Raw genomic sequence first — 12,445 nt, 5'->3', positions numbered from 1 at the left:
GCCCTGAGAACGCATATGGCACTCCAGTCCCAACACCAGCCCCTGCTGGCAGCGGCCCATGCCGGAGACCCGGCCGCGCTCGATCAACTGTTGCGCGTCGCGCGGCCGGACGTCCGCCGTTATGCGCAACAGCATTGCCTCATCAGCGATGTCGACGACGCGGTCCAGGAAGCGCTTCTGATCGTTGCCCGACGTCTGCCGACTCTGCGCGTTCTTGCCGCCTTCTCCGGCTGGATGTTCCGGCTCGTGCAGCGCGAGTGCCGGCGGCTGGGCCGAAAGGCGTTCGACTACGACCCCTATGACGAAGAACGCCTCGAAGCGTGGCTGGCTGTGCGCGATGACCTGTCTCTTCGGCACGACCTGACAGCCGCGATGGAGTCGCTTCCGGTCCATTACCGTGAAGTGCTTTTGATGCGCGACTTCGAAGAGCTGACGGTGGACGAGATTGCCTCCCGCACCGGATTGACGCGTCCAAACGTGAAAAGCCGTCTCCATCGCGCACGAGCGCTGGCACGCGAGTATCTGCTCCCGCCTGACAACTGACGGCCCAGCGCCGCATGGCAACGCCGGCCGCCGCTCGATTCAACGTTTCAGGTTATCCGGGCGTGCCACAGCAAAGAAGGATCGTTGATATCCATTCAGGACGGAAAGGTCAAATGGAGGCCTGCCGCGATCGATTGAAACGTGCACCCGCGATCGGCGAACGCGTCAGCCTCCAGCTGAACCAGACGGCGCGCTTCCGCGAGATTCCCGGTGACGTATCTGTACACCGCCGGAAAGCTCCACGGAGTGGCGCTCAGCCAGCCAGTCGCTTCGAAGGCCTGGGCCGACGAGACTTCATTGAGCGGCACGACGAAGGTGCGCTCGACAGCCTCGGAGATCTGCTCCGCGAGCGCGTTCAGATCGGTTTCTCGTCGACTTTGAAGAGGCCTGGAAGACCGGGGTTCAAGCGCTCCAAACGCACCATGAATTGGCAGTCTGGGTATTTCGGAATCGCTGGTGGTTCCCCGCCCCGCAACGCGCAGATGTCATCGAACATGACACCGGCATTCAGATAGAAGCCGCCTGCATATTTCGGGAGCAGATGAACAGTGTGTTCGGCGCCGCGTGAACGGAGCCAACGGTCTCCGATGAACGGCGTGATCACCGCTCGTGAGCACCACGTCACGACTGCGCGGCGGCGCACCGTTTCACCGTGGTTCGCGCGATCGCCGAGTCCGCTCTGCTGCGCTGCAGTGACCTTGCGCCGCGTGGAGACTTGACCTACGGCGAGCAAGTCCCAGCGCACCATAGGTGTGCTCCTGCAATCCGGTGGGCTGAAGACCCGCCGCAACTCGCTTGGTGGAACTGCAGCCGAGCGAGTGCAGCGGCGCTGGAGCTGCGCGGTATCGGGGCGCGCACCGATATTGGCGCGCTGCCCAGCCCCAGCGTCATATGTCCTCAGGTCCTTCCTGGATCGCACACGGTGGACGCGTTGTATGGGCAAAATCGTGCAGCGTCTTGATGCTAATAGGTTTTCGGTGAAGGTATGAAACTCCCTTCATGCCGCGTTGTCGCTATCAACTTCATGAACTGCAGCAGAATGCGAAGGTATGTTGACGGGCTGCTAAGGCGCCGTCAGCGTCCTCAAGAGAACGTGGCAATAATCTTCCGACAAGCCTGAAGAATGTCATCGCGCGCGTCCGCTAGGTAGGCCTGAATTTCGTCGTCGGCACGTCTCAAGTACTCCGGGCTACAGGCCGCACGCATGGCTCCGACGGGAAAGTGATCAGTTTCCGAGTCGATGCCGAGAATCGCCAAAAAAACTTCGTTTTCGGGATCTTCGACAGCAAATCGCAGTTCACATAGACGGCGTACGCCCTCAAGCAAATTGCTTTCGCCCGTCAGCATCGCATTCGCCACAGCGAGCAATTCATTTCGCTTCGAAGAGAGGTTCTCTATGTGTTCCATCGTTGCTCTCACTCAGGAAATTTCGTCTTGAACTCAACCCGCTGTCCGGTCTTAATGTTCTCGACCCAATGGACTTCGAATATTGTGCCCTTACCGTCGTTGAAGGAGGAACTGGTCTTCTTGACCCAATCAGCAGCGTTGCCACCGTGCTCGCTCGCCACGCGCTGAGCGTCGCGGAACGCAACTCGCCCCCCGGGGCCCGCCATGATCGTCCCAGCCTCAGCCATCTGGGCTTGACTTGCAAGCTGATTTTTTAGCTTCAGAACATTGCCAGCATTGGCGGCCTCACCTACGCTTCTTTCCGCGGCGATTGTTCCCTTTACGGCTCTCAGCTTCCCAAGCATACCAAGACCGCCGGCTAGGAACTCCGAGGTCAGACCAACGGCTCGGTCACTATAGGGATGGTCTATTTTCAGATCATCCAGATTCGCATAGTCAGACGCCCAAGGAACGGTGAGTCCGGGAAAGAGATTGAGGGTGACCTCTACAGTATTGACGGTTCCGTTATAGAAACCAACCAGCACGTCCGTCGCATAGGCAAGTGCCATTGAGCCAGCGGTCGGCTGCGAATCATCACTTTGCTTTTTGGACTTCTTCTGCGGCGTGCCGTCTTCTTCCTGCCCGGGCACGATGCAAATCCACATCGCCGGGCATTTTTGAGCGGTCTTCCTGGCCGACGCTTCATTCGCCTGTGAGACGAATCCCCAGAACGGGTTGCTGAGCGTCGTAAAGACCGCCTCTGGCCCGAGTCCGGTCGGATCGGTATAAGCCAGCGCGTTGTTCAGCACATAGCTGAACCTGTTGAACGCCTGCTGATCCTTCGGATCCGGGATGGTGGGATCGGCGCTGACGTGCCGTGCGGTGATCGGGTCATACAGCCGCGCATTCATGTGCACCAGCCCGAGCTGGTCCATCTGCTCGTGCCCCGTGTAGCCCGAGCTGTCCTGGTCGTTCTTGATCGTCCCCAGGCTGCCCCAGCTGTCGTCGCTGCCGTCGATATTGCGCCTGCGTCCCCACGCGTCGTAGCTCATGCGCTGGAGCAGTTGCCCGCCCTCATCGACGATCCCGATGGTCGAGCCCAGATGGTCCTTGAGGAAGAACCTCGCGTTCCTCGTTCCCGCGGTGTTGGCGTCGATCGCCGTCCCGCTGATGCGCTCCTCAACGAAGCCATCCGCCCCCAGGCTCGTGCGGATGATCGTCACGCCTTTCTCGGCGTCGATCTCCTTCTCCACCGCTCCGGCGTAGATCACCGTGTTGACGATGCCCTGCGGCTGTCCGCCGCTCATGGTCCTCACCACCTGCCGCACCCGCTCGTGATCCGGCCCGTACACGAACTCCGTGCGCTGCACCGCCTGTCCGCCCGAGAGCTTGTCGATGGTCGCCGGCGTGTCCGCCGCGGTCCACGTGTACGCGCGGTTCAACCCGTTGACCAGATTCCCGTTGGCGTCGTAGCTGAAGCCCGGGTTCGTGAGCCCGGCCACCGTCCCGGTGATGCTCGAGACCGCATGCGGCCGAGTAGCGCCATACCCCGACGTCGGGTAGCTGTACGTCCCGACATTGGCCTTGCTGGTGATGTTCCCCAGCGCGTCGTACGCGAAGGCATTGCTCTGGCTGCCCAGGTAGCTGGCCTTGAGCCGGTTGAGCTCGTCGTACTCGAACGACTCCTGCAGCAGCGTGCCCGTCCCGTTGAGCTGCGCCCGGTACGCCAGGTTCCCCAGCACGTCGTACTGGTACACGTCGTTCTGCAGCGTCGCGTCGGCCGTGTCGCCCGACGCCGCCCCGCTGACGATGCTCTGCAGCCTTCCCGTGCTGGCGTTGTAGCCGTGCACCACCAGCGCGCTCGTGCCGATGCGCTGCTTCGTCTCCCGGCCTTCCGCGTCGATGGCCAGCCCCTGCCACACCAGCGTGTCCACGCCGTCGCTGCGCCGGTAGGTCTTGTCCACGTACCCCATCGCGTTGAACGCGTTGACGATGGCCGTGCTCACCCCGCCACTGACCGCGCCTCGCGCGCGCCGCGTGTAGCTCTGCACGCTCGCCCGACCGAACCCGTCGTACGCGATCTGCGTCACGTAGTCCCAGTTCAGAACGGGATGTTCGTACCCATCCTAGTACTAGTACTGACCCCGCCATCGAAGCGCGGGCCGCCGATTCGTCGGCGCCTAGAGGGCGAGTTCGCTCATCCGGAGCCCCGCCAAGATGTGCGCGATGGACGCTTTCATCGAGATGTCCCAAGGGCGTGACTCGGAGGACTAGAGAGCTCGCCAAAGATTTGGGTCCGCCCGATCGCCTGATGGCAGCTATGCGGCGTATGCGTAAACAGGAGTTCCCGGCCACAACCTGACGTTGAAGAGCGTCGCCTTTCGGGTACGCTGGCATCCGTTCACGTTCTGAGGGTGCTTCGTGGGAGTTTTTCGACCGTTCCAAGCAGAGCTACCGCCAGCAGGTTTTCGCTACCCAACCAATTTGGCGGCAACAACCAACGATGTCGACCTGTATCCGTGGGTCTTTGTTGACCCAGATAGTGTTGTTGGCCAGTTGGCGTGGAAGGTTCAGGGAGGCGATGGCAGGAACCTGATTCCATTCGCTCTGGTCGAGGATGACCGCAAAGACGTCGCTTGCTTTAACGGTGATGACATGTCGGGGAATCCCGAGGTCTTGATGTTTGTGCCCGACGGTTCCGGTCGAAAGTACTCATTTCGAGACTTCGCAGCTTGGAAGATGGCGGCACATCTGGATGCGGACGCCTGGGGCGCGACTACGGAACGTTGTGATAGGCGGCCGCAGCGGCCAGAAGCGGCTGTCGCGAACTCGTGACCCCGTCCGATCCGACCAAGCGGCCTATCGGGTTCGTCACGCCGGACGACAAGAGCAAGAAAGCTTCTGGATCGCGCGGACAGACCAAACAGTAATGGCGTTCACTCAGGCCAACCAAGCATGCAGACCAACCTAAAGAACCCCGAGAAGCTCGACCTCGTAACTCTCGACCCAGCAAGCCAAGAGTACGTCTTGATCATTTCCGCAATGGATGACTGGGATGGCTCAGAAGAAGAGCAGGCCCTTCTTCTTCAGAAGATAAACAACTACCTCAATTTCGTGATCGATGGCGGTCTGGTCGAGCACTTCCCTCAGAGCAAGGGCAAGCCAACAAAAATCCAGATCGACAGCGCGGCAGCGCTACCACCGAATGCAGATCGAATCGTCACGCAAGCACAAGCATTGCTGCTTCAGCACGGCGTTCGGCTATGCGTCAATCTGATTTCCCAATGACTCAAGACCTCGCGCAAACTGCATGAAGTGCTCGGCCGCCAGATCAGACCTCTCGTCAAACTGCCGAGCAGAAGAAGCGCAGACCTCAAGGGCACCTTCTCGATCGCCCATAAGCCACTTGATCAATGGCCGTCGATACATCGCATTCTCGGTACTACTGAATCGCGGGGACTCAAGCAATTCACCAATTTTGCTCAGGCTGCAGGCTGACTCCATAAACGGAACCCCATAGCGCACGATGGCCGCCACCATGTCAGCGACAGAACTGATGACAGCGTCCTCTTGAAGCACCCAACATCGATATTGCTGTTCTGGCATCAGGTATGCGAGTGAAGTCGACAGAGTCGGCGGAACATACTTGTGCGGCCGCTCCCTCAAGAGCGTTGAGAGCAAGCCTTCAAGCTCCTGGCATCTAACGCCGACAACCGGATTCAGCTCAAGTCCCTGAGGGTGTTTGGCTCGGTTCAAGCCAAGCCAACCAACGAACCCTTCCGCCAACTCGACGGTGAAGACTTCTCCCGACCGCTTCTTGAAGCCCTCGACTCCAAGAAGCGGCACAAGAGATCCCTCGATCTTCTTAAGCAAAGTCATCGGGGCCAGTAGTCAACTTGCACCGGCGTGGGCCCAATCGGCCTTCCAGGCGTCAAGCCTGCACCAGCAGCATTTCCGCCCCTGGGTATACCGCCTGACTGCTGCAGCTCTGGGAACCGAGCAGCTTGATTGGGGTTGAGGCAAGCGCCAGGACCGCACTTGCTCTCGATGAACTTCAGATTACCTTGCGCATCGCGCACCAGAAAATCCGGCCGAGTACGACCCCCGGTGGTCTGCATGGTGATCTCTCTGCCCAGCACGGTTTCGCCGCGAGCTTCAGCCGCCGCAATTGACTTCGCAACACCGGACTCGCCTTTCAAGACGGGACCGAGTCCACCCTTTGCGGCGGAAGCTGCAGAGAAGGTTACTACAGGAGCGCCCGCCACCAGTTCAAACGCCCCCAGCCCCGCCGCGTTGTATGCCAGCGCGTTCGAAAGGTAGGTGGCTACCGGCCCCACAGTAAATAGATCAACGCCGGTGGCGTACGCGAACGCCCCGAGCTCCGCCGCCGCCCCTCCAACAGCCACCGAGCCCACGCCAATGGCGCTGCCGGCGGCAATCTCCGACCAAGTCGGCTCTTGATACGGGCCGCCTGGCGAGTTCATTGCCAATCCCGGAGGCAAAGGAATCCGCGGTCGATCTCCTGATGTACCAGACTTCCCCGGAGTTTTTGCTTGCTTCTCCGGGTTCTCCTCATCGGGAATGGGCTTCGGCTTCTCAGGCCGCTCTGGCCTACATCTCCAAAGCACGCATCCCCAGGATCCCGCTACGCCCTGATCGACCTCCATGAGCTGGTTACTCAAGGTCTGGAAGACGACAAATGAGCCTTCAGGCGAAAGCCCCGTCGGATCCGTATAAGCCAGCGCGTTGTTCAGCACATAGCTGAACCTGTTGAACGCCTGCTGATCCTTCGGATCCGGGATGGTGGGATCGGCGCTGACGTGCCGTGCGGTGATCGGGTCATACAGCCGCGCATTCATGTGCACCAGCCCGAGCTGGTCCATCTGCTCGTGCCCCGTGTAGCCCGAGCTGTCCTGGTCGTTCTTGATCGTCCCCAGGCTGCCCCAGCTGTCGTCGCTGCCGTCGATATTGCGCCTGCGTCCCCACGCGTCGTAGCTCATGCGCTGGAGCAGTTGCCCGCCCTCATCGACGATCCCGATGGTCGAGCCCAGATGGTCCTTGAGGAAGAACCTCGCGTTCCTCGTTCCCGCGGTGTTGGCGTCGATCGCCGTCCCGCTGATGCGCTCCTCAACGAAGCCATCCGCCCCCAGGCTCGTGCGGATGATCGTCACGCCTTTCTCGGCGTCGATCTCCTTCTCCACCGCTCCGGCGTAGATCACCGTGTTGACGATGCCCTGCGGCTGTCCGCCGCTCATGGTCCTCACCACCTGCCGCACCCGCTCGTGATCCGGCCCGTACACGAACTCCGTGCGCTGCACCGCCTGTCCGCCCGAGAGCTTGTCGATGGTCGCTGGCGTGTCCGCCGCGGTCCACGTGTATGCGCGGTTCAATCCGTTGACCAGATTCCCGTTGGCGTCGTAGCTGAAGCCCGGGTTCGTGAGCCCGGCCACCGTCCCCGTGATGCTCGAGACCGCATGCGGCCGAGTAGCGCCATACCCCGACGTCGGGTAGCTGTACGTCCCGACATTGGCCTTGCTGGTGATGTTCCCCAGCGCGTCGTACGCGAAGGCATTGCTCTGGCTGCCCAGGTAGCTGGCCTTGAGCCGGTTGAGCTCGTCGTACTCGAACGACTCCTGCAGCAGCGTGCCCGTCCCGTTGAGCTGCGCCCGGTACGAGAGGTTCCCCAGCACGTCGTACTGGTACACGTCGAGGCCATCGCCGAGCTGCCCACGGCCCCCACCGCTTCGTCACCGAGATGCTCCAGACCGTGCTCGCGCAGCGCTCAGATGCAACAAGGGCCGCAGAAGCGGCCCTTGGGGATTTGCGTTCTCTTCACGAAGAGAACGCGAGGACAGCCAGCAACTACTTCCATTCCCTCAACATCGAGTTCAGTTCCAAGAAGTTTTTCGCCTCCAATAGCTTCGGCTTGATCTTCTCGACATCGAACACCCCGGGCAGCGACCTGCACAGCTCAGTCACAGCCTGCGTTCCCGCCCAACCCTCCGGCCGCTCATAAAAGCGGAACAGGTGCTCTCCGCCTTCAAGCTCGATGTGCTCCCGAGCAACCGCCTTCACGGAAGTGAGTGGGACACCGTGCCGTTTCGCCAAGGCGTCAGGCAGTAGTGTCAGCCAGTAGAACCCTGGCACATACTTCTGCGTATCGCGCCCGACCCAGCTTTCGATCGTGTTTACGCCTTGCTGTGTCGTGACTCGATTCCGCCTCTCACGCTCACTCGATGCACAAGCGAAGCCGAAGATCGGTCGAGCCGTCGACATGTGCTCCAAGAATTGCTTGGCAACCCTTGGCTCCACATCCATAAAACAGTCGCAAACCAATGGTCTGCCTGACGCTATGCGCATGCTGTAGGTGACCACAGGCCCAAGCAAGAAGAAGCCCGACTTGCTCTTTGCAACGAAGGTCGCAAATCGCTTCTGATCCTCGATCCGATCTGCATCGCTGCCAACCTTCTCTTCATGGCTGAAGTGAATCGGCCGAAGCGGCAGCGGCAGCCCGGCAAATACCGTTAGCACACGATCAGTCGCGCCCTCATCAAATTCAAGTCCTGCTTCGAGCATTACTGCCTCACCGTAGTCCCAGATCGGAGCGGCGAATGATCGTGTCAAACGCACGACTACACGCTCCACTCACACACGTGTTCGGTGCGCCGGGGTTGGCGCTCGCGCGATCGCTGCGCGCCGTGCCGTTGCGGCTGGACGGCGATCCCGCCGGGCTTCGCTTGGCGATGGCCGATCCCTCTTGGTCCTACACGCTCGCTGGCACAAATCCGTCGGCCGGGCGCTAGATCAGCGATAAGGATGCCAACGCCAACGCCAACGCAGGCGCTGTAAATCGGGCAGAATTTCAGTGGCCTGTTAATGTGGCAGAAATTCAATCTTCATACTGAAGTACTGGTTTGACCAAGGCGACTGTGTATATATTGCAGGCGTCCCGAAGTTCCTCTAGGGAGAGGCCAGTCGGAAAGGCCGGGGTCGCGCTATAGCCGCGAACCCTCCCGTCCTCATAATAGTAAACCTCATAAATCGCCAGTTCACCATTGCGATCCATCACCCTATATTCCCAAGTCATATGCGTCACTTATGGTAGTCCACGATATCGTGAATGATAATCTCATTGTCGGTAACACTGTAGATCACCCGCTCTGCTCCGCGGCCCTTTCCGCTGCCACCGAGATCGATCGCCAACTTCCCTTTTAAATCGCCCTTGAGCTCGTGCTGATTCCCCCCCGGCAGGCCTTGCGAAAGCGCGTTTTTGATCTTTTCGTAGGCTTCCGCTTTACGACCGGTTAATGCGTCTGCCTTTTTAATGACACTTGCTTCTTCAACAACAGTCCTTGCGGGCGAAATGCCCTTCGCCGCGATGTTTTCAGCCTTCTGCAAACGGGCGGCTAATGCGACGAGCGCTGCTTTGGAGAACTTCAGCCCAGCGACTTCAGGTGGTAACGCCTGCAATGCATGGCCCAACTCTGACTGATCGAATTCCCGCAATTTATCGGCCACCGCCAGTAGCGCGGCGACCGCTGCATCGGAGAGTGCCTCAGTCTGTGAATCGATAAGCTGCTGGATTATTACCCTGTAGTCCGGAACGCCACCAACTTGTGGGTCCTCGCTTTGTGTCTTGGACTTCTTCTGCGGCGTGCCGTCTTCTTCCTGCCCGGGCACGATGCAAATCCACATCGCCGGGCATTTTTGAGCGGCCTTCTTGGCCGACGCTTCATTCGCCTGCGAGGCGAATCCCCAGAACGGGTTGCTGAGCGTCGTAAAGACCGCCTCTGGCCCGAGTCCGGTCGGATCGGTATAAGCCAGCGCGTTGTTCAGCACATAGCTGAACCTGTTGAACGCCTGCTGATCCTTCGGATCCGGGATGGTGGGATCGGCGCTGACGTGCCGTGCGGTGATCGGGTCATACAGCCGCGCATTCATGTGCACCAGCCCGAGCTGGTCCATCTGCTCGTGCCCCGTGTAGCCCGAGTTGTCCTGGTCGTTCTTGATTGTCCCCAGGCTGCCCCAGCTGTCGTCGCTGCCGTCGATATTGCGCCTGCGTCCCCACGCGTCGTAGCTCATGCGCTGGAGCAGTTGCCCGCCCTCATCGACGATCCCGATGGTCGAGCCCAGATGGTCTTTGAGGAAGAACCTCGCGTTCCTCGTTCCCGCGGTATTGGCGTCGATCGCCGTCCCGCTGATGCGCTCCTCAACGAAGCCATCCGCCCCCAGGCTCGTGCGGATGATCGTCACGCCTTTCTCGGCGTCGATCTCCTTCTCCACCGCCCCGGCGTAGATCACCGTGTTGACGATGCCCTGCGGCTGTCCGCCGCTCATGGTCCTCACCACCTGCCGCACCCGCTCGTGATCCGGCCCGTACACGAACTCCGTGCGCTGCACCGCCTGTCCGCCCGAGAGCTTGTCGATGGTCGCCGGCGTGTCCGCCGCGGTCCACGTGTACGCGCGGTTCAATCCGTTGACCAGATTCCCGTTGGCGTCGTAGCTGAAGCCCGGGTTCGTGAGCCCGGCCACCGTCCCGGTGATGCTCGAGACCGCATGCGGCCGAGTAGCGCCATACCCCGACGTCGGGTAGCTGTACGTCCCGACATTGGCCTTGCTGGTGATGTTCCCCAGCGCGTCGTACGCGAAGGTATTGCTCTGGCTGCCCAGGTAGCTGGCCTTGAGCCGGTTGAGCTCGTCGTACTCGAACGACTCCTGCAGCAGCGTGCCCGTCCCGTTGAGCAGCGCCCGGTACGAGAGGTTCCCCAGCACGTCGTACTGGTACACGTCGTTCTGCAGCGTCGCGTCGGCCGTCTCGCCCGACGCCGCCCCGCTGACGATGCTCTGCAGCCTTCCCGTGCTGGCGTTGTAGCCGTGCACCACCAGCGCGCTCGTGCCGATGCGCTGCTTCGTCTCCCGGCCTTCCGCGTCGATGGCCAGCCCCTGCCACACCAGCGTGTCCACGCCGTCGCTGCGCCGGTAGGTCTTGTCCACGTACCCCATCGCGTTGAACGCGTTGACGATGGCCGTGCTCACCCCGCCACTGACCGCGCCTCGCGCGCGCCGCGTGTAGCTCTGCACGCTCGCCCGACCGAACCCGTCGTACGCGGTCTGCGTCACGTAGTCCCAGTCCAGGCTGGCCACCGTCACGCTGGGCCGGCCCAGCGCGTCGTACGTCATCACCCGGCGCACGTCCTTGGCTCCATTGACCCAGGTCGTGCTCTCCGCCAGCTTGCCCACTCCCTTGCTCGCCGTGTCGTACTCCCAGCGCGAGTCCAGGTCCGGCTCCAGCCGCCGCACCAGGCGGCCGAGTTCATCGAACTCGAACGTCGTCTCCTGCCCCTTGGCGTCGCGCTGCTTCCACGTCTGCCCCAGCGGGTCCACGCCGTACGACACCAGCCCCACATCCGGGTCGCTCAGCGACGTCTTTCGTCCCAGCGCGTCGTACCCGATCCCGATCACGTTGCCCAGCGGGTCCTGCGTGCGCGCCAGGTTCCCGTACCCGTCGTACAGGTAGCTCGTCGTGTGCCCCAGCGCGTCGGTGGCCGCCTTGAGCTTGCCCAGCGCGTTGCGCTCCTCAACGCGTGTCTGTCCCTTGGCATTGCGCATCGACGTCACCCGCCCGTCGTAGGTGTAGGTCGTCTGCGCGTACCCGCTGCCGTCGGGCGCCGGCGAGCGGATCTTGTTGACCCGTCCGATCTCGTCGCGCTCGTAGTACGTCCACACCGGTGAGGCGCCCTGGAACCTGGGCCGCGCCACCGAGTCCGTGTACCCCAACGCCGTGAACGCCGTCTCAGTGACCACCGCCGTGCCGTCGAAGCCCCAGGTGCGCCCCAGCACCACGCGCCCGAGCCGGTCGGTGAAGTCCTCCTTGGGCACCGCCATCTGCACCTGGCCGGCGCTGCCCTGCGCCGCCCACTGCTGCGTCACCGTCACCGACACCGCCCAGCCGCAGCTGTCCACGCACTGGCGGTACGCCCACGTCGTGGCCGTGCCGTCCACGCGCGACTCGCTCGTCTTGCGGCCCCAGCCGTCGTAGCCCCAGCTCGTCGTGAGCGCGTTGGCGTCGGTGGCACTGAGCACCGCGCCGGTGGCCGCGTCGTAGGCGCTGGCAACCGTCTGCGACTTGGCGTTGGTCTGCGTCAGCGCGAAGCGGCCCTGCGCGTCGTAGCCGGTGCTCTGCACCACGCGCGTCTTCGTCGTCCCGCTCACCGGATCCAGCCACGTCAGCGTCCTGGCGCTGACCAGACCGAAGTCCACGCCGCCCACCGGCGCGCGCGTGTACTCGGTGGACAGCCGCAGCGCCGCGTCGTCGGGCTGCACCGTCTCCTTCTTGAGCTGGCCGTACGCGTCGTACTCGTAGCTCACCACGCGCGTCACCGTCGTGGTCTGCGCCAGCGCCGGGGCACCGAGCGTGCCGGCCAACGCCCCAGCCAGCGCCAGCGCCGCCGTCAGCGGGTGCGCTCCTCCCAGGAGCGCCATCGGATGCTTCATCTTGTTGTTTTCCATGGTCGGC

Annotated in this window: 9 protein-coding genes; 2 read left to right on the top strand and 7 right to left on the bottom strand. The window is 61.9% G+C overall.

All coding sequences use genetic code 11. From position 1 onward, the window contains the following. Positions 1-15 precede the first annotated feature (15 nt). A complete protein-coding gene (locus tag ACEN96_RS12685) occupies positions 16-543 on the top strand; it encodes an RNA polymerase sigma factor (protein WP_495588368.1) in 528 nt (175 codons plus the stop codon). 355 nt (positions 544-898) lie between these two features. On the opposite strand, the gene ACEN96_RS12680 is transcribed toward ACEN96_RS12685, so the two are convergent. The 3 genes from ACEN96_RS12680 to ACEN96_RS12670 all read right to left on the bottom strand — a co-directional run bounded on the left by ACEN96_RS12680 (position 899) and on the right by ACEN96_RS12670 (position 4,019). Beyond that, positions 899-1,291, bottom strand: coding sequence for a hypothetical protein (locus tag ACEN96_RS12680; protein WP_495588367.1), 393 nt, complete (start codon positions 1,289-1,291; stop codon positions 899-901). Between the two features lie 335 nt (positions 1,292-1,626). Then, complete coding sequence (locus ACEN96_RS12675; RefSeq protein ID WP_495588366.1) at positions 1,627-1,950, bottom strand: hypothetical protein; 324 nt, start codon at positions 1,948-1,950, stop codon at positions 1,627-1,629. An 8-nt stretch (positions 1,951-1,958) separates the two neighbouring features. Beyond that, on the bottom strand, positions 1,959-4,019 hold the full coding sequence (locus ACEN96_RS12670; RefSeq protein ID WP_495588365.1) for an RHS repeat domain-containing protein: 2,061 nt from the start codon (positions 4,017-4,019) through the stop codon (positions 1,959-1,961). An 865-nt stretch (positions 4,020-4,884) separates the two neighbouring features. Between ACEN96_RS12670 and ACEN96_RS12665 the strand changes: the two genes are divergently transcribed. Next, positions 4,885-5,217: a DUF6572 domain-containing protein gene (locus tag ACEN96_RS12665; protein WP_495588364.1), complete on the top strand. Its 333-nt coding sequence runs from the start codon at positions 4,885-4,887 to the stop codon at positions 5,215-5,217. Here ACEN96_RS12665 and ACEN96_RS12660 read toward each other — a convergent pair. The 4 genes from ACEN96_RS12660 to ACEN96_RS12645 all read right to left on the bottom strand — a co-directional run bounded on the left by ACEN96_RS12660 (position 5,191) and on the right by ACEN96_RS12645 (position 12,438). Further along, on the bottom strand, positions 5,191-5,808 hold the full coding sequence (locus ACEN96_RS12660) for a hypothetical protein (protein ID WP_495588363.1): 618 nt from the start codon (positions 5,806-5,808) through the stop codon (positions 5,191-5,193). The genes ACEN96_RS12665 and ACEN96_RS12660 overlap by 27 nt on opposite strands. Continuing rightward, positions 5,805-7,634: an RHS repeat domain-containing protein gene (locus tag ACEN96_RS12655; RefSeq protein ID WP_495588362.1), complete on the bottom strand. Its 1,830-nt coding sequence runs from the start codon at positions 7,632-7,634 to the stop codon at positions 5,805-5,807. Before ACEN96_RS12655 ends, ACEN96_RS12660 begins: the two co-directional genes overlap by 4 nt. Positions 7,635-7,791: 157 nt before the next feature. Further along, positions 7,792-8,505: a hypothetical protein gene (locus ACEN96_RS12650; protein WP_495588361.1), complete on the bottom strand. Its 714-nt coding sequence runs from the start codon at positions 8,503-8,505 to the stop codon at positions 7,792-7,794. A gap of 516 nt (positions 8,506-9,021) precedes the next feature. Further along, positions 9,022-12,438, bottom strand: a complete 3,417-nt coding sequence (locus ACEN96_RS12645) for an RHS repeat-associated core domain-containing protein (RefSeq protein WP_495588360.1) — start codon at positions 12,436-12,438, stop codon at positions 9,022-9,024. Positions 12,439-12,445: the final 7 nt, after the last annotated feature.

The organism is Roseateles sp. Mitsp63, assembly GCF_059491535.1.
Note: the sequence above shows the minus strand (reverse complement) of the source record. Positions and strands in the feature narration are given on the sequence as shown.